General features: G+C 66.3%; 13 protein-coding genes and 1 pseudogene. 8 read left to right on the forward strand and 6 right to left on the reverse strand.

Annotation, left to right across the window (positions count from 1 at the left end; genetic code table 11):
* Positions 1–65: 65 nt before the first annotated feature.
* Together LVJ94_09555 and LVJ94_09560 are read left to right on the forward strand one after the other, a co-directional pair.
* Positions 66–938 carry an SDR family NAD(P)-dependent oxidoreductase gene (locus tag LVJ94_09555; GenBank protein ID WXB07479.1) on the forward strand — a complete coding sequence of 291 codons (873 nt, stop codon included), beginning with the start codon at positions 66–68 and terminating at the stop codon, positions 936–938.
* Entirely contained in the window at positions 935–1522 is a 588-nt protein-coding gene (locus tag LVJ94_09560; GenBank protein WXB07480.1) for a carboxymuconolactone decarboxylase family protein, read from the forward strand. The genes LVJ94_09555 and LVJ94_09560 overlap by 4 nt, the downstream gene beginning before the upstream one ends.
* A 12-nt stretch (positions 1523–1534) precedes the next feature.
* On the opposite strand, the pseudogene LVJ94_09565 reads toward LVJ94_09560, so the two are convergent.
* The 3 genes and pseudogenes from LVJ94_09565 to LVJ94_09575 form a co-directional block, all read right to left on the reverse strand.
* Positions 1535–4510 (reverse strand): annotated as a pseudogene (locus LVJ94_09565) (efflux RND transporter permease subunit).
* Positions 4511–4545: 35 nt separating this feature from the next.
* Positions 4546–5655 carry an efflux RND transporter periplasmic adaptor subunit gene (locus LVJ94_09570; protein WXB07481.1) on the reverse strand — a complete coding sequence of 370 codons (1110 nt, stop codon included), beginning with the start codon at positions 5653–5655 and terminating at the stop codon, positions 4546–4548.
* A complete protein-coding gene (locus LVJ94_09575; GenBank protein ID WXB07482.1) occupies positions 5652–6944 on the reverse strand; it encodes a TolC family protein in 1293 nt (430 codons plus the stop codon). The genes LVJ94_09570 and LVJ94_09575 overlap by 4 nt, the downstream gene beginning before the upstream one ends.
* A 226-nt stretch (positions 6945–7170) precedes the next feature.
* Between LVJ94_09575 and LVJ94_09580 the strand changes: the two genes are divergently transcribed.
* From LVJ94_09580 to LVJ94_09605, 6 genes are all read left to right on the forward strand, one after another.
* Complete coding sequence (locus LVJ94_09580; GenBank protein ID WXB07483.1) at positions 7171–8463, forward strand: ATP-binding protein; 1293 nt, start codon at positions 7171–7173, stop codon at positions 8461–8463.
* Positions 8456–9850 carry a sigma-54 dependent transcriptional regulator gene (locus LVJ94_09585; protein ID WXB07484.1) on the forward strand — a complete coding sequence of 465 codons (1395 nt, stop codon included), beginning with the start codon at positions 8456–8458 and terminating at the stop codon, positions 9848–9850. The genes LVJ94_09580 and LVJ94_09585 overlap by 8 nt, the downstream gene beginning before the upstream one ends.
* 43 nt (positions 9851–9893) lie before the next feature.
* The gene (locus LVJ94_09590) at positions 9894–11150 is read left to right on the forward strand and encodes a chloride channel protein (protein WXB07485.1); all 1257 of its coding nucleotides are present in this window, start codon (positions 9894–9896) and stop codon (positions 11148–11150) included.
* 42 nt (positions 11151–11192) lie between these two features.
* Positions 11193–12164, forward strand: a complete 972-nt coding sequence (locus LVJ94_09595) for an alpha/beta hydrolase (protein ID WXB07486.1) — start codon at positions 11193–11195, stop codon at positions 12162–12164.
* A gap of 27 nt (positions 12165–12191) precedes the next feature.
* Entirely contained in the window at positions 12192–12764 is a 573-nt protein-coding gene (locus LVJ94_09600; protein ID WXB07487.1) for a GNAT family N-acetyltransferase, read from the forward strand.
* 274 nt (positions 12765–13038) lie between these two features.
* Complete coding sequence (locus tag LVJ94_09605) at positions 13039–13866, forward strand: hypothetical protein (GenBank protein ID WXB07488.1); 828 nt, start codon at positions 13039–13041, stop codon at positions 13864–13866.
* Between the two features lie 88 nt (positions 13867–13954).
* Here LVJ94_09605 and LVJ94_09610 read toward each other — a convergent pair whose 3' ends face one another.
* The 3 genes from LVJ94_09610 to LVJ94_09620 all read right to left on the reverse strand — a co-directional run bounded on the left by LVJ94_09610 (position 13955) and on the right by LVJ94_09620 (position 17841).
* Positions 13955–14149 (reverse strand): hypothetical protein, encoded by a 195-nt coding sequence (locus tag LVJ94_09610; protein WXB07489.1) that lies wholly within the window; start codon positions 14147–14149, stop codon positions 13955–13957.
* A gap of 740 nt (positions 14150–14889) precedes the next feature.
* A complete protein-coding gene (locus LVJ94_09615) occupies positions 14890–16827 on the reverse strand; it encodes an ATP-dependent DNA helicase (protein WXB07490.1) in 1938 nt (645 codons plus the stop codon).
* A 261-nt stretch (positions 16828–17088) separates the two neighbouring features.
* Positions 17089–17841 (reverse strand): EI24 domain-containing protein, encoded by a 753-nt coding sequence (locus LVJ94_09620; protein ID WXB07491.1) that lies wholly within the window; start codon positions 17839–17841, stop codon positions 17089–17091.
* Positions 17842–17851 lie beyond the last annotated feature (10 nt).

Here is a 17851-nt window from a genome sequence, read left to right on the forward strand (position 1 = left end):
TAGGGCTGCTTGCTTGCATCTTAGACTTGGTATACACGATGTATACGAAAGGTGCTGGTCCAAAGATGAGCAAAATCGATCGAAATCTTTCCGGCAGGCGGGTGCTCATCACCGGCGCAGCGCGTGGTATCGGCGCGGCGTTGGCAAAGCGACTGCATGCGCGAGGTGCGCGTGTGTCGCTCATGGGTCTGGAGCCCGAACGGCTTGCGGCGGTGGCGGAACAATGTGGCGGTGCTCCTTATCGCTATTGCAACGTGACCGATCCGCGTCAGGTCGAGGAGGTGATCGACGCCGCCGCGCGCGAGCTTGGCGGGCTCGACGTGGTGGTGGCCAATGCAGGCGTCGCCGCGCAGATGGCCATGCTCGGTGGTGACGTCGAGGTGATGCGCCGCACCATCGACGTGAACGTGATGGGCGCGTTCTACACGTTGCGCGCGGCCGGTCCTCACGTTGCGCACGCGCGCGGGTATGCGCTCGCCGTGGCCTCGGCGGCCGCGGCGATCCATCTGCCGTTGATGGGGGCGTACTCGGCATCGAAGGTCGCCGTGGAGGCTCTGGCCAATACGCTGCGCATCGAGATGAAGCACACCGGCGCCAAGGTGGGCGTGGCTTACCTGTCCGAAATCGATACGGAGATGACGTCCATCGGCTTTGGCACGCAGGCGGCCAAGCGCTTGACGCACGACGCAGGGCTCGGCGCGCTCTTCTCGGTCGCCCCGCTGGAGACGGCGATTTCCGCGTTCGAGCGCGGGATTGCCGAACGGCAGCGGCACATTTATGCGCCGAGCAAGGTGGGGTTCATCGTGCAGTTCCGCATGCTGGCGCAAGCTTTCGTCGATCGATGGCCGCTCCCCCGGCTGGCCGATGCTCTCGAGATTGCGCGCGCCGAGAACGCGCGCCTGACGACGCCGCAACCCGGTGCGGGTAGCGCCGAATGAACCAGGACGTACGCATCGCACCGGGAGGGCTGCGCGAACTCGGGCTGGTGAATTGGGCGGTGTGCCGGGCCATCGCGCGCGCAAGCGGCGTGCGTGAGGCGCGCCTCTTCACGACGCTCGGCCGGCACGGGCGGCTTTTTCGCGCGTGGCTCCTATTTGCGTCCTTCCTGATGCCCAATGGCGCACTGCCGGCCGCCGAGACGGAGCTCGCGATCCTGCGTGTCGCGTTCTTGCGCGGCTGCCGCTACGAAATGGATCATCACATTCGCTTGGGGCGCCGCCGCGGCCTCTCCACCGCCGATATCGACGCCGTGCTCCAGGCGGGTGCCGCGGCGTTCTTCGCAGGGCGCCGCGGCGTCTTGATCCGCGCCGTCGATGGCCTCGTGGAGACGCGACACATCGAGCCGGCAATCTGGTCGGAGCTGCGCACGCACTACGACGAGCGCCAGCTCATCGAACTATGCATTTTGGTCGGCCACTACGAGATGCTCGCCACGGCCATTGCCGCCTTGGGCATCGAGCGCGACTTTGGGGGCCAGCAAGACGAAGATGACCGGCACGAGGAAGAGCGACAGCGCGGTTGACGAGGTGAGTCCGCCGACGACCGCGAGCGCGAGGGGCTGATTGGCCTCGGTGCCCTTTTCGAGCGCGAAGGCGGTGGGCAATAAACCGATCACCGTGGCGAGGCTGGTCATCGCGATGGGGACGAAACGGGAACGCGCAGCGGCGATGATGGCCTCCAGCGTTTCCGTGCCATCTTCGTGCATGCGGCGGTTGGCGTCGTCGACGAGAAGGATCCCATTGGAAACGGCGATGCCGACGACCATGAGAACACCCATGAGCGCGGTGATGGAGAAGCCTTGGCCGGCGCCCATGAGGGCCATGACGATGCCAAATAGCGAGACGGGAATCGTAAACAACATGACGAACGGCAGCCGCATCGATTTGAATTGCGATGCCATGAGCATGAAGACGACCATGATCGCGAGGCCGATGGCCAGGCCGAGACCGGAAAACGTCGTTCGCATCAATTGAACTTGGCCCACGAAGTCGAAATGGATATTCCGCGTCCGCGGATCGCTTGCCAGTCGCTTTTCCAATTCCAATGTCGCGCTGCCGATATCGCGTCCCTCGGTTTGTGCCAGAACGTGGGCGGCCCGCTGCAATTGGTTGCGCTCGACGGCGATGGGCCCGACGGATCGGCGCACGTGGCCGTAGGCGCCGAGCGCAATGGCCTTTCCGTCGTCGGTGACGCGGGCGGGGATCTGCGCGAGGGCGCTGGGATCGCCCACGCGGTGCCCGTCGTAATACGTGACGACGTAATAAGATTGACCGTTGTTCGGGTCGATCCACACGCTGGGGCTGTTGATGTTGCCCAACGTGGCTTCCAGCGTGGTTTGCGCGGCGTTGCGCGCGGTGACGCCCACGAGGCCCGCTTCTTCGCGCTCGGTTTCGACACGCACCTCGGGGTAATCGCTTTGAAGCGACACGCGCACGTCGCGCAATCCGGGCACGGTGCGCGCCACCTCGGCGATGGCCTTCGCCTGCGCATCGAGCTCGGCGAGGTTGTCCCCGCGCACCTCGAGCACCAAGGGCGCGATGTAGCCATTGGCGAAGACGCTGGCCACGAGGCCGCCGGGCCATTGCAGGAATTCCACGCCGGGGAACTTGCGCACGAGGATCTCGCGCGCGCGGTCGGCGAGCTCGCGTTGCGAGAGCGTGCGCTTGTCGGCATCGACGAGGGACAAGCGAATGAAGCCCATATTGGGGCCGCTGTTCGGGCTGGTCATGGCGCTGCGCGCGTTGTTGGGTGAGCCCACGTTGGTGAGCACCAGGTCGACGTTGCCCTTGGGCAGTTCGTCGGCGAGAGCTTTGCCCATGGCCTGGACCTTCTCGGTGGCTTCGGCGAGGGAGACGCCGGGGGCGAGGCGCACGTAAACGCGCTCCATGGATTCGTCGATCTCGGGGAAGAACGTGCTCGGCAATCGGCCGGAGACCCACACGGCCCAAACGGTGAGCACCGCGCACGCGGCCACGACGAACCAGCGAAACGGCAAGACCGCGCGGAGGATGCGCGCATAGCCCTCGGCCAATGCGTCGATGGACGCTTGCACGCGGCGCGCGAATCTCCCCGGCTCGGCATGTCCGAGGAGGAAGCGACACGCGACCGGGGTGACGCACACGCTGACGAAGTACGATGCGCTCATCGCCACGGCCACGGTGAGCGCGAGCGGCGCGAAGAGCTTCTTCGCGAGGCCGGCGAGCAAGAGCACCGGCAGCAGCACGGCCATCGTCGTCAACGTGGACGCGAGCACCGGCAGCACGACGGCGCGCGTTCCCTCGAGGGCCGCCTCGGCGGTGGACATGCCCAATCGCTGGTGCCGGTGGATCGACTCGAGCACCACGACGGCATCGTCCACGAGCCGCCCCATGGCCAGGGTGAGTCCGCCCAAGGTGAACGCGTTCAGCGTCTGCCCCGTGGCGTACAAGACGATGAGGGTGATCGCGAACGAGAGCGGAATGGCCACCGAGACGATGAGTGTGCCGCGCACGCTCTGGAGGAAGAGCAAAATGACCAGGGCGATGAGCACCAGGGCCTGGACGATCTCCTGTTTGAGTCCATGGTACGTGGTGCGCACGAAAGTCGATTGATCAAAAATCGGTTTGACCTGCACGCCGGGCGGCAAGTTCTTCAAATGCTCGGTGGCGTTCTTCACCGCGTCGACGATGTCGAGCGTGTTGCCGCCGGGGACGCGCAGCACGTTGAGGTACACGGCGTTTTCGCCGTTCACGCTCACCGATTGCGTCTCCGGGCTTCCGCCGTCCTCCACGCGCGCCACGTCGCGAATGAGCACCGGCTTGCCGTCGCGGACTTTGACGATGGCGTCACCGATGGTCTTGATGCGCTCGGGAACGGCATTGGTGTACACGTTGGAGTCGAACGAGGGCGAGATGAAGACGCCCGACGGCAAGAGCGCATTCGACTGCGCGACGGCCGCACCGACGTCGCTCGACGTGATGCCGCGCGCCTGCGCCGCCACCGGATCGACCACCACGTTGATTTGCCGCTGCCGTCCGCCGTTGAGCGCGGCGCTCGCGACACCGGGAATGCCTTCAAGCACGGGCTCGATGTTGTTCAGCGCATAGTCGTAGAGCTGCGGGCCGGAAAGGCCACCGCCCCACACGGCGACCTGCACCACCGGCGCATTGGACGGATCGTATTGCAGCACGAAGGGCGGGAGCACGCCGAGCGACTTGGGCACGGCGCTCATGGCAAACGCGGTTTGCTGCTGGACCAGCGTTTGCGCGGCGTTGAGGTCCGTCCCCCATTTGAGCCACACGAAGACGATGGACAAATTGTTGCGCGAGACGCTTTCGACGTGGTCTACGCCCGGGGTGGCGCTCACGTATTTCTCGATGCGCCAGGTGAGCGTCTTCTCGACGTCTTTGGGGCCGAGGCCCGGGGCCAAGGTGCCCACGACCAACACGGGCGGCGTGAGCTCGGGGAAGGTGTCGACGGCCATGCGGGGCGTGACCACCGCGCTGAAGACGAGCAGCGCGACGGCGATCATGACGATGGCAATGGGATTGCGCAGCGAGAGCTTCGTCATGGCGCCACCACCCGATCGCCGTCGTTGAGGAGGGCGCGGCCCTCGAGGATCACGTGTGCGCCCGGCGCAAGCTGCGGATCGAGAAACAAGGTGCCCGCGAGCTCGCCCAAAACGGGAACGCTACGCGCGTGGGCGATGCCGCTCTCCTCGACGAAGATGCTTGCCTTGGTGCCGCGCACCGTGGCCGCGGAGAGCGGGATGGACACGGCGGGTGAGGGGGCACCAACGTCGATGCGGATTTCGCCGGTGGTCCCGACGGGAATGACGCTGTCGGGATCGGGCACGTCCAGCTCGAAGTGGACCGTGCGCGTCGCGGGATCGGCGGCGGGGGCGCGGCGCGCGATGGTGGCCTCGAGGTCGCGGTTCGTGGCGATGACGTGGATGACGACCTTGGTGCCGGGAGCGACCACGCCGAAGTCCACCTCGGGGGCGTTGGCGGTGACGCGCACCGTGCTCCGGTCGACGAGCGAGACGATGGCGCCGCCGGGCCGCACGAACCCACCGGGATCCATCGTGCGGGTGGCGACTTCGCCGTGGAACGGTGCGCGCAGCACGCAGTCGTTGACCTCGAGCGAGGTGCCCAGCACCTTGGCTTGCTGCGCGAGGAGTTGCGCCTGTTCGCTCGAGCTCAGTGCTTCCTTTTGCTCGGCCTCGTTGGGCGAGACGAAGCCGCCGTCGAGCAGCCCGTGCACGCGCGAGGCCTCGTTGGCCAGCGCCTTTTGCCGCGTCTCTAGCGCGCGCGCCTGCATGCTGACGGCTTGGCTCATCGCGCTCGCGTTGCGGCAGTCGAGCGTGGCGAGCACGTCGCCGCGCTTCACCACCGCCCCCGGCCGCACGAGCACCGTATCGACGTAGGCGCTGACCAATTGCGGTCCGATGTTCGCCGAGACCCACGGTTCCAAGGTGCCGACGTAGGTGCGCGATGGGCGGTACGTCGTTCCTTGCGCGGCGACCACCGTCACGGGCTTCGGCGCGTCCGCGAGGGCGACGTGGTTCGTGCGCGATTCGGCGCGGCGCACCATGACGGTTCCCAGTGTGAGCAGCATGGCCACGGACGCGCCGATGAGCAGCGGCACGCGCCGGTGGTTTCCTTTTGTAAGCGTCATGAATCCTCGGCAATGGCGCGGCCCAGAACGGCGCGGGCGCGCGCAAGTTGAAACTGCCCCAGAGCAAGTTGAATCTCGGCATCCGTGCGCAGCGCCTCCGCATCGGCGAGCTCCACGCTCGTGCCCAGGCCGGAGCGAAAGCGCGCCTCGGCTTGCGCATAGTTCGCGCGGGACGCGTCCACGGCGCGCTGGAGCCCGGGCAATGCATCGCGTGCGACTTGGACGGAGCCATAGGCCGTGCGAACGGCCGCGGCTTCGTCGTGTCGTGCATCCGCGAGCTCTTCACGCCGCACTTGCTCGCGGGCGCGCGAGACAGCCTCGCGCGCGTGGACGGTGCCATCGAACAGCGGCCAGCGAAGCACGATGCCCGCATCCCAGTTGGGCACGTTGGGGAGCCATCCATCGTGCTCCGCGGGCTCGCCATTGCCCGAGGGCGCGGCACCTCCCGCGCGTCCCGAGATGGTGCCCGTGAGCAAAAGCTCCGGGCGCAGCTCGGCGCCGATGGCCCGGGTGCGCTGCTCCTCGGCGTGAATCTCCGCCCGCAGCGCGAGCAGCCGCGGATCGCGCTCGGCTGCGCGGCGAAGTGCTCCGTCGAGCAGCGGGAGATCCGGTGGCGTGGCCGGCGCAGGGCCCGCGTCCAGCGAGGCCTCGTCGGATCCTATCGCGGCGGCGAACGTCGTTCGAGCGACCGCGAGACCGCCGCGCGCCCGCACGCGCCCGATGTCGAAGCGCGTGAGGTCGGCCTCGGCACGCGTGAGCTCGATGGGCGAGCGCATGCCCGCATCGACACCGGCCTTGGCGAGATCGCGGTGCGCGCGGGCGCGCTCGTACGCGTCCTCGGAGGCCTTCACCACGGATTTGCTCGCGAGCACGGCGAAGTACGCTTCCTCGACGTCGAACGTGACGTCGAGCTCCGCGGAGCGTGCGCGCTGCCGCTCCACGTCGATGCGTGCGTCGGCCGCCGCCGATTGTGCGGCGATGCGCCCGAAGTCGAAGAGCTCCTGGTTGACGCCGGCCCCCACGAACGACGTCGCATACGGCTGCCACGTCCCCGACGACACGGCGCGCGTTCCACCGATGCGCGGAATGTCGATCCCTCCCGGCGAGACGTACCCGCCCGTCGTGTTGTTCGCCGTCGCGGCAAAAAGCTGGGCGGTGACGCCCACCGTGGGAAGCCACTGCGAACGCGGAACATCCGCATCTTCCTTTTGCGCGGCGACCCGCGCCAGCGCCGCACGGATGCGGAGCTGGTGGGCATGCGCAAAGGCAAGGGCTTCCGGAAGGCTCATGGTGCGTACCTCGGCGTGGGCCGAGCTTGCCGCGCAAAAAGATGTGGCGAGCGCAAGGCTCATCGCGAAGGGGAAACGAAGTCGAAGGGGCATCGAATCGCTTCGGCCAGAGCAGGACGTGGGCCAGTCGGGAATTTCCGGCTAAACATCGAAGCGTGGCCCTTCACCGACTGGAATTTCTCCAAGCCCGATTGGAAATTCTCCAACCCTCGCCGGCGGGTGCGCCGTGAAGACGTCCACCCTCGTCGCGTGGATGCTCGCCGCGATCGCCCTCGTCACGGTGCTTGCATATTGGGACGAGCAGAAAGAGTCCGCCGCGATGTTGAATGACTTTGCGCAGGAGCCGTTGGCGCTGGCCGACGCGCTTTCGGCGTCCCCCGAGCACCTGACGGCCGCCATCCACGCCGTGGAGCGTCCGCACGCGGTGCGCGTGTTCGTGGCGAAGCCCGGGACCGAGGGCCTGACGGCGAGCGATGGGTCCGTGCTGCGCTCGAAGGCCCTTGAGGGCTCGCACGGTGCCGTCCGACTTTCGCGACCCGAGGCCGCGGATCTCGGTCTACCGGCACGTACCGCGCTCGCCGGCGTGCGCGCCTTCGAGGCCGCGGATGGACGGCGTTGGACGGTGGCCGTGGTCGCCACCGCGCAGGCCTTCCGCGATCGCGAGATGCGCGGACAATGGCGGCTGGTGCTCTGCGTGGTCGTGGCCTCGGGCCTCGTGCTGGCCTTCGGCGGGCTGGCCATGCGCACGCAGCGCAAGGAGCTCGAGCTTTCGCACCAGCTCGCCGTCACCACCTTGCGAAACGAACGCGACGAGCGCCTCGTGCGCGCCGACAAGCTGGCCACGATGGGGGCCCTGGCCACGGGCATCGCCCACGAAGTCTCCACGCCGCTCGGCGTCATCGTGGGACGCGCCGAGCAGCTTCTCCCGAAGCAAACCGACGACCGCGCACGCCGCGCCGTCGAAAGCATTCTCCAGCAGACCGAGCGCATCGACGCCGTGATCCGCGGCTTTCTTTCGCTCGCGCGCGGCGCGGAGCCTTCGCTCGCGCATCGTGAGGCGGCGGCGGTGGCTCGGACGGCGGTGGAGCTGGTGGAGCATCGCTTCGAGAAGGCGGCCGTCCGCCTCACCACGGACATTCCGGAGGATTTGCCCAAGATCGCGTGCGATGCGCGGCTGTTCGAGCAAGTGCTGGTCAACCTGCTGCTCAATGCGTGCGATGCGTGCGACCGCAACGCGACCGCGGGCACGGTGCATCTCGCCGTTCGCCGCGGCGAACAGGGGGACGTGGAGTTCACGGTGACCGACGATGGTGTGGGCATCTCCGCCGACGCGGCCGAGCGCGCCACCGAGCCATTTTTCACGACCAAGCCGGAGGGCAACGGGACCGGCCTCGGGCTCGCCATCACGAACGAAATCGTGAAACATCATCGAGGCTCGCTCACCCTCCGCCCGCGCGCGGACGGCCGAGGAACCCGAGCCTCCGTGTCCCTTCCCATCGCCGGTGACGACCATGCCTGAGCCCTCACGAGACCGTCGAAAGCCCGCGCGCGTTCTGGTCGTCGACGATCAAATGTCGATGGCCGAAATGATCGCCGACGGCTTGGCCGATCGCGGCTACGACGCGACGCCCATGGCTTCGAGCCGCGATGCGGCGGTGCTCCTCGCGCGCGAGCCCATCGATTTGCTGGTGACGGATCTGCGCATGCCACGCATCGATGGGCTCGGGCTTCTGGCGGCTTCGCGCAAGGCCGATCCATCGCGCCCCGTCATCGTCATGACCGCGTACAGCGCGGTGGATACGGCCATCGAATCGATCCGGCAGGGCGCGTACCACTACATGACGAAGCCCTTCAAGGTGGAGGAGCTCGTGCTCTTCGTCGAGAGGGCGCTGGACGAGTCCAAACTGCGGCGCGAGGCGGTGGCGCTGCGCCGTGCGCTGCGCGCGCAGTTCGGGTTGGAGAACCTCGTCGGCGAGAGCGCGGCGATGCGCGAGGTGGGCGATCTCGTCGAGCGCGTCGCCGATGCATCGGTGCCGGTGTTGATCACCGGCGAGACCGGGACGGGAAAAGGCCTCGTGGCGCGGGCGATTCACGCGCAAGGTGCGCGGGCCGACGCGCCGTTCGTGTCGGTGAATTGCGCGTCGTTGCCCGAGAATCTGCTGGAAAGTGAGCTCTTTGGCCACGTCAAAGGCGCCTTCACCGGGGCCACCGCGAACCGCGTGGGCCTGCTCGAGGGGGCCGACGGCGGCACCCTGTTCCTCGACGAGATCGGCGAGATGGCGCCCGCCCTCCAGGCGAAGCTTCTCCACGTATTGGAAAGCGGAACGGTCCGCGCCGTCGGCTCGAACAAGGAGCGCGCGGTGGATGCACGCATCGTCGCGGCGACGCACCGCGACCTTCGCGAGCGCGTGGCCAAAGGCGAATTTCGCGAGGACCTTCTATACCGCCTCGACGTGGTGTCGATGGCGCTGCCTCCGCTGCGGCACCGACGCGACGACTTGCCGGCGCTGATCGAGCATTTTCTGGCCGCGGCCAAGTCGAAGCATGCGCGCTCGCCCGTGGAATCGATTGCGCCCGAGGCCCTGGAGCGGATGCTCGAGCACCGCTGGCCGGGCAATGTGCGCGAGCTGCAGCACGTGATGGAGCGCGCGGTGCTGCTCGGACGCAGCCGTGAAATCGGCTTGGCGGATCTGCCGGCGACCGTGGTGGAGGGCGGTGCGGCGGCCAAGGGCATGGCCTTCTCGGGTGAGGTGCTTCCCTTGCGCGAGGTGCAACGCCGTTACGTGGCGTGGGCGTATGAGCAATTCGGCGGCCGCAAAGTGCTCACCGCCGAGAAGCTGGGCATCGACTTCAAGACACTGAGCCGCTGGCTCGACAGCGGAGGCGAGTCCAACGAAGGACGATAAGGACGCGCGGGAGCGAAGTCGTTTCGGGCTGGCCATTTTCCTGGTGGCGCTGGCCGCGGGGGGCTTTGCCATTGCCTTTCGCGCGGCCCTGACGTTCTTTTTCCATCACGCGGCCGGTGAGGGAAACATCGTAGCGGCACTCGCGCGGGCGCCGGTAGGGCTGCGGCTGGTGCTTCCCGCGGTGGGCGGCTTACTGGCCGGCGTGGTGGGGTTGTGGATTGCCCGCAAGCCGTCTGGCCATGGTGTGGACGACGTCATGGAGGCGGTGGTGCTCGGACGCGTGCACCTCTCGATGCGGGTGACCTTGATGAAGTCACTGGCCTCGTGGTTGGCCATTGCCTCGGGCGGGTCGATTGGACGGGAAGGGCCGCTGATTCAATTTGGCGGCGCCGCGGGGAAGGTGGTGAGCGATCGCCTGGGCCTATCGAGGGAGCGTGCGCGCATCCTGATTGCCGCGGGCACCGCCGCCGGGTTTGCGGCCGCGTACAATACGCCGTTTGCGGCGGTGTTGTTCGTCTTGGAGGTCGTGGCCGGCGTGGTGGTGCTCGACACGATGGTCCCGACCTTGGTGGCGACGGTGCTGGCCACCGCGCTGACCCGTGCCGTCGTTGGGGCGGGGCCCATTTACGGGCAGCGCGCCTTCGAGCTCCGCGCGGACGCCGAGCTTTTGGCCTTTGCCGGCCTGGCGATCTTCGCGACGGTGGTGGCGCAGGGGTTCATGCGCCTTTTGACGATTGGCAAAAAGGCATTTCACCGTGCCGCACTTCCATTGCCCTGGCGCCCTGCGCTCGGAGGCTTGCTCGCCGGCGCCATCGTCGCCGTCTTGCCCGAGGTGGCCGGCAATGGCTACGAGCCGCTCGATGCCTTGCTGAGCGCGCGCTTCACCGCGGGCTTCGTCGTCGTGCTTTTGCTCGGCAAGGCCTTGGCCACGACGGCCTCGGTATCCTCGGGAAGCCCCGGCGGCGTGTTCACCCCGGTGCTCCTTTTGGGCGGCGGCACCGGTTATTTGTACGCGGTGGCGTTGGAACATGCCGGGATAAGCGTCGGCCCTGCGGGCGGCTACGCACTGCTGGGCATGGCCGCCGCTGTGGCCGCAACGACGCACGCGCCGCTCATGGCCGCCGTGATGGCGTTCGAGCTCTCGGGTGATTACGCCATCGTTTTGCCATTGATCCTCGTGACGGCCTTATCCACTGGGATATCGCGCAAGTTGCGAAAAGACTCGATCTACACGGCGGAATTGCGCGATCGCGGCATTTCGTGGGAGCTCACCATGGAGGGTCGCAAGATTGACCACTAATTCAATGATGGTTGTCATTGTAGGTGTGCTAACGCACGTCGTATGAAGTTCCTCTCGTTCGGTCTCGCCGTCGCGTTGTCGCTTGCGACCGGTTGCAGCGGTGGAAACGCCAAGCCACCGGCCACGGTCCTTTCGCAGACCGGCCGGCAATCCGTGCTCATCGAGGGCGTCTCGATTGTCTACCACGTGCATGGGAGCGGTCCGGTCGTGTTCGCGCACCCGGGCGGGCCGGGCGCCGAGTGGTCGTACCTGCGCATGCCCGAGGTCGAGAAGGTCGCCACGGTGGTGTACATCGAGCCCATGGGAACGGGGGCCTCGGGGAATCTTTCCGATCCGAACGGCTACACCTTCGCGCGCTACGCGGCCTTCGTCGATGGCGTCCGCGCGCACTTGGGGGTGGACCGCTTCGTCTTGCTGGGGCATTCGCACGGCGGCTTCGTGGCGCAGACGTACGCGCTCGCGCACCCCGAGCATCTGCGCGGGCTGATTCTTTACGACACCTCGCCGACGACCGGCACCGAATGGCAAAAAGACGTCGAATCGAATTTGAAGTGGTTCGAGCACGAGCCTTGGTTCGATGAGGCCAAAGCCGGGCTGGCCCAGGAGACGAGCGTCAAAACGGACGACGAGATGACCGCCGTCTTTCGTCGCGAGATGCCATTGTACTTCGCCGACTGGACGGGGCGTCAAAAGGAGTACGAACCATTGCGCGCGCACGTGCGTTTTGCCGTCGCGCCGACCAAAAGCGGTGTGGATCCCTCGGCCCCGGCCGATGTGGGCGTCACCAACCTGTTCGATGTGCGCTCGCGCCTTGGCGAAATCAAGGTGCCCACCTTGGTTCTCGTCGGCACCAAAGATTTCGTCTGCTCGCGCAAATGGTCCAATGTTCTCCACGAGGGCATCAAGGGCTCGCAGCTCGTCGTCTTCGAAAAGAGCGGCCACATGGGCCACATCGAAGAGCCTCGGGCGCACGCCAGCGCGATCGCCGAATTCCTCGCGCCGCTCACGCCGTAGCGGGCCGTATTAGGATAGCGTTGCGCGATGGGAACATTGCGGATGCCCGCCCTGGAGACCGAGCGTCTCGTCATTCGCCCATTCATCGAGGCGGATCTCGAGGCATGCCACGAACTGCTCGATCGCGAGGGCGGGGAGGGGCGCTCGCGGGAAGCGCGCAAGCACTGGCTCGATTGGACGATGGCGAGCTACGAGGAGCTCGACTCGTTGCACCAACCTCCCTATGGCGACCGCGCCATCGTGCGAAAGGGCGAACCGCGTCGCCGAGTGATTGGCGCATGCGGCCTCGCCCCGTGCCTTTTGCCTTTGGCCCGCCTCATCGACCCGAATGCGTCGCCGCCGAACGAGGGTTACATGCCCGAGGTAGGCCTCTATTACGCTTTGTCTTCCGCCCAACGCGGCCAGGGCTACGCCACGGAGGTCGCACGGGCGCTCGCGGACTGGGCGCTGCGTGAATTGCACCTTGCACGCATCGTTGCCACGACGACCTATGACAATGGACCTTCGCAACGCGTGATGGAGCGAATCGGCATGCGCCTCACCCGCAACCCGCGCCCCGATCCGTCTTGGTTGCAGGTGGTGGGTATTTTGGTTTCTTGATATTTGCGCGTGGCGCAAATCGCTTCGCGAGGGCTGACGACTGGCGGAAATTGCCGAGTCTCGCTTGCGTGTCCAACATGATCTCGCCCCGCATCGTGGGGTGCGGGGTGAGATCATCGTGGATCGCGGGTGCATCCATTTCATCTTGCGCAAATGGTTTTTGCGTATGATTCAACGTTTTTGCGATGTGGAATGTTTCCCATTCGTGCGGCACGGTCGCTGCAAGCTCCTTGGACATCTCTCGAGTTGCGGCACGGCCGCGAGGAGCTTCGTCTTGAAACACAATACTACGATTTTGGCTTTGGCATCTTTGGCGACGATGGCCCTGCTGTCGGGCTGCGTTGCGGCGGACGGCGATACCCAAGTCGACAAGGAGCAAAATCTCGCCACCGATTCCTCGGAACTTGGCGCCATCGACGACGCGCAAAGCGCAGAAGCTGCGCCCAGGAACGTTCGCTCGGTGCAGAAGAATGCCGACGGCACGTTCACCGAGTCCATTTACACGCCGGCCGAGGGGGTCACGCCCGAGGAGCTCGCGACCAAGCTCACGGCCGAAGGCGTGCCCGATGTCACGCTCGACGATCCCAAGCCGCCGCCCGGGGTTGCGCCGTGCAGCTACGGAACCTCGCGAACCTGGGCGACCGACACCACCTGCTTCGCGCGCTGGTCGACCCGCGGACAACCGAGGCCGGCCATCTTCTTCCGCGATCGGTCCACCGCCGCATGGCCGGTGGGGCGTGCGGTCGCGAAGTGGAACGAGGTATCAGGAATCGATTCGCGCTACTTCGCCTTTTCCCAAGGATGCGCGGCTGGAGGTCACTGCGTCATCATCTACAACGCCGCCTATGGCGCAACAGGATGGACGGGCATGACGACCCGAACGCTGAATGCCGCGAAAACATACATCGCGGGCGCGTACATCCAATTGAACGAGAGCTACGGCGGCACGACGGCCCAGCGATGGAACACCGCCTGCCACGAGATCGGGCATGTGCTCGGTCTCGACCACAATACATCGACGAACAGCTGCCTTTACGGAAGCCGAACATCGGTCACCGCACCGAGCAGCCAGGATTTCGCATTGCTGGAGCGATATTACTGATTCACCGGCCGTTACGCGGCACCCGAACGAATGCGATGGATTTCCATCTCCGTTTGGGTGCCGTCGGTCACGTTTCGCGAGGTGCCGCTCAGTTTGGCGTATATCGATACATCAACACCTTCCCGAGCTGCATCTCCTCGCGGAAGATGATGTGCTCTTTCGTGGGAAGTACGAAGGCCGAAATCCCCAAGTGTGTGTCCACGGCCCCGGCCACTTGCGCCACCTCGGGGCCGGCATAGAGCGACCCTTTGTAAGCGCCCGTTTCGGTGTCGTACGTTCGCACCCGTCCCGCTCGAGCAGCCTGTTCAACTGATCGGCCACGTAGACGCGATTGCCCGCGACGGACATGGCCATGGGCGTGCAATAGTCCACGCCATTGGCGACACAAGGTTTGTAATCGAGCGGGTCGGAACGCCATTTCGGCGTGCCCTCCGAGCTTGTCGTGAAGTTGTCGTAGCGGACAATCCGCCACTCGCGGACAGGACCGCCATCGGTGGCATTGCTTCCGAGGACGTATATCGTATCCGAGGCGGAGACGTATGCGAGCTGAAGAAGAGACGTCATTCCAATGTTCGCGACCTGGAAATTCTGCCAGGGGTCCGTGCAGATCCCTTGGCTATCGCAGTGCGTGAAATAGGCGACGGGGCGTCGTCTCCCGCAGAGCGGGGATCGGAACCCTGACTGCACGCGCCAAGTTGGCTGCCAGCAGCGACAACGAGTGACAGTGCCGTGAGTGAGGACAACGTCTTCACGTTTCTTCTTAAGGTCGAGCGCATGGTGAAACTCCAAATGGGGTTTGCTGCATCGATTCCATCTCACTAGCCATCGGCACCCGTGGCGGTGACGTTGCTTCGCAAATCGTCCGTCGTCGACTTGCGGACTGCGCTCGCTATTCCGGCGTATTCTCGTGTTGAGACGGTTTCTCATCGTGCGACCCCGCACGTTGGTAAGAACCCGAACGGCATGTAAGAGAGCAATCGAACGTATCGATTGTAAGAATGATATTCAGAATGGCTATTTGGATTAGCCCTGTATCAACACGGACAGAAACCCCTCGCCATAGTCGGCAATGCGCGAAGGGCCGAAGCCGTGGATGCCCGAGAGCTCGCCCAAGGTGCGCGGCTTGATGTACGCCAATTCCACCAGGCTCCGGTTCGGTGCCACCACGTAGGCGGGCACCCCGCGCTCTTTCGCAATTTCGCTGCGGTGCGCGCGCAGTCGCTCGAAAAGCGGTCGCGCGGCGTCGTCCACCTCGGCCACTGCGTCGCTACCGCTCGCACCCGCGCGCGCCGGCTCCTTGGGCGAACGCCGCGCTTTGCGCCCCACCGGGGCCGTCTCGGGTGGCAATGCGATGCGCACGGGCAGCCTCGCATGCATCACGTCGCGGCCCGTGCCCGTTAGGAACGGCACCGGGTGCTCCGTCGGCGTTAGATCGATCCACCCTGCGGCGAGCATCGCGCGCAGCAAGGACACGATGAATTCCGGCCGGCGCTCGGCCAAGAGCCCGAAGGTCGACAGGTCCGTAAACCCGAATCGCTCGGACCGCGTCGTCCGGTCCCCGTGCAGCATTTCCGCGATCGCGACCAACCCCGCACGTCGCCCGGCCCGCGCCACGCCCGACAGCGCCTTGCGCACCACCAGCGCCGTCTCCTCGTCCGCAGCTGCATCCGACGCCGCGCCCCGTGCCTCGATGGTCGCGCACACGTCGCAGTGCCCGCACCCACCGAGCAACTCCTGCTCGTCGCCGAAATACCGCAGCACGAAGTCGTGCCGGCACGTGCGCGCGTCCAGGTACATCAAGAGCTCGCGGAACAGCGCCCAGGCGCGCGCCGCCTGCTCGGAGGACGCATTCATCCCGTCGCGATCCGTCTCGACCAACCGACGCCGCAGCGCAATGTCGGCACCGCTGCACAGGAGCAACCCATGCGCGGTCGCCTCGTCGCGCCCCGCGCGGCCCACTTCCTGGTAATACGCCTCGATCGACGACGGTGGTTGCACGTGCACCACCAGACGGATGTCCGGCCGATCGATGCCCATGCCGAACGCATTCGTCGCCACCACCACGTCCAGGCTGCGATCCGAGAACGCGGCGGACACGTTGGTGCGCGAGCCCGCGTCGAGCCCCGCGTGGTAGGCCCCGACGCGGTACTTCTTCTCGCGCAACGCCTCCGCGAATTGCTCCGTGGTCTTGCGCGTCGCCGCGTATACGATGGCACCGCCGCGTGGGGCCTTCGGCGACCCGAGCGCCTCGTCCAGCGCGGTGAACATCGCGGCCCGTGCCTCCTTCGGCCCATCGATGTAGCGCGCCGCCAGATGCAAATTCGGCCGCGCGAACCCACGCAGCACTTCCACGCTCTCGCCGTCCCGAAAACCGAGTGCTGCGCGGATCTCCTGGCGCACCTCCGGCGTGGCCGTGGCCGTGCACGCAAGCACCCGCGGCGGGGCGAGCCGCTCCAGAATGCCCCCAATCCGCAGATAGTCCGGCCGAAAATCGTGCCCCCATTGCGCGATGCAGTGCGCCTCGTCCACGGCGACCAGCGAAATATTGCTGCGCGCAAGCAGCGACACGAACGCATCCGACGCCAGCCGCTCCGGCGCCGCGTACACCAACTTGAACGCACCGCGCGCGAGCATCGTCTCCCGATGCCGCCGCACCTCGAACGGCACCGTCGACGCCAAGTACGTGGCCTCGATGCCGCGCGCGGCCAGGGAACGAACCTGGTCCTCCATCAGCGCCACCAGTGGCGAGACCACCAACGTCGTCCCGGGCAAGAGTGCGGCCGGCAGTTGATACGTCAGCGATTTTCCACCGCCGGTCGGCGCGATGAGCAGCACGCGCCCGGGCCCGGAAAGCAGCGCGTCGATCGCGTCCTTCTGCCATGGACGGAATTGGCGCAGCCCAAATCGCTCGATCAGTGCGCGCTCGAGGTCCAGGTCGGAAGAAGAAGACGGCGACAACATGATCCCTACGCGGTGATGCTCTTAGTCGTCCTCATCGGCGACGCCAATGCACACGTTGCTCAAAATCGTCCCAGCGCAACATTCGACGGGCAATCTCGGTTTTCTCCGGTCGGTTGCCAGGCGAGCAGCGGCTGCGGGACGACCGGCGAAACCGGCGATTTTCGCTCGTAGAGGCGGCAAGGGCGCCGGCCTCGCCGGGCTTGTCACGCTGCCGCGGTCCCTGCACGGCGAAGACTCGAGAATTGTGCGTGCAATCGAACATCACCTCTCGTCCTCGCACGCGATCACGAGCCTCGTGGCGCCCGCCACACCGACCGGCAGCATCAAGAGCCCGAGGAACGGAATCAGCGCGATCAGCGCGACGGGCACGCCAAACGCGAAACACGGGCCCAGATGCTCCTGATAGAACGCGACGCGCTGACGAAACCCCATGCGCCGCAGCCCGAACGGATAATCCAAGAGATTCCACGAGGCGAGCAGCGCCGAGGCCACCAGCTTCAACGGCCACGTGACCACGATGGCCGGCGGAAAAAGAAGCTCCACCAGCGACAGCGTCACGAACACCGGTACGCCGATCGCCAACGTCACCAGCGTGATCTTCAGCGACCGCCGCACCGATTCGAAGAACGGCGCATCGGCCAAGGGCGCACGCCCCGCGGCCGCCTCTTGCGCCCGCACGATCCGATCGAGTGCAGGCCCCGAAAGCGGCTGCGCCAGGCTGCTCGCGAGGAGCATCGCCCCGCCCACCACGAGCACGTAAACGACGATGCGCGTCGCCACGTAACCGCCGCCCTCGTGCGCGCCGCCGAAGGCGTCGAAGACCGCATCCACGAGATCGCCCGCGGCCCAAATCCCCAGCACCGCGAGCACCACCGTGAGTGCGCACGCGGCCAGCATGGGCACCGCGGCGTAGGGCCATACCGCAGGCCGCGCGACCACGAATCCGAACCCTTGGAAAAAGGTCCGAAATCCGTCTGCCCAACCAAGCTTGCCCGGCCGCTCCACGCCCTGCATCGTAGCCACC

This window comes from Sorangiineae bacterium MSr11367 (genome assembly GCA_037157805.1).
Lineage (GTDB): Bacteria > Myxococcota_A > Polyangia > Polyangiales > Polyangiaceae > Pendulispora > Pendulispora rubella.

Bases quoted from the DNA above. Each gene is read 5' to 3' on its own strand.
- LVJ94_09600 (WXB07487.1), top strand. From the start codon at position 12,192: ATGGGAACATTGCGGATGCCCGCCCTGGAGACCGAGCGTCTCGTCATT.
- LVJ94_09575 (WXB07482.1), bottom strand. From the start codon at position 6,944: ATGAGCCTTCCGGAAGCCCTTGCCTTTGCGCATGCCCACCAGCTCCGC.
- LVJ94_09615 (WXB07490.1), bottom strand. From the start codon at position 16,827: ATGTTGTCGCCGTCTTCTTCTTCCGACCTGGACCTCGAGCGCGCACTG.
- LVJ94_09585 (WXB07484.1), top strand. From the start codon at position 8,456: ATGCCTGAGCCCTCACGAGACCGTCGAAAGCCCGCGCGCGTTCTGGTC.
- LVJ94_09555 (WXB07479.1), top strand. From the start codon at position 66: ATGAGCAAAATCGATCGAAATCTTTCCGGCAGGCGGGTGCTCATCACC.
- LVJ94_09560 (WXB07480.1), top strand. From the start codon at position 935: ATGAACCAGGACGTACGCATCGCACCGGGAGGGCTGCGCGAACTCGGG.
- LVJ94_09620 (WXB07491.1), bottom strand. From the start codon at position 17,841: ATGCAGGGCGTGGAGCGGCCGGGCAAGCTTGGTTGGGCAGACGGATTT.
- LVJ94_09595 (WXB07486.1), top strand. From the start codon at position 11,193: ATGAAGTTCCTCTCGTTCGGTCTCGCCGTCGCGTTGTCGCTTGCGACC.
- LVJ94_09570 (WXB07481.1), bottom strand. From the start codon at position 5,655: ATGACGCTTACAAAAGGAAACCACCGGCGCGTGCCGCTGCTCATCGGC.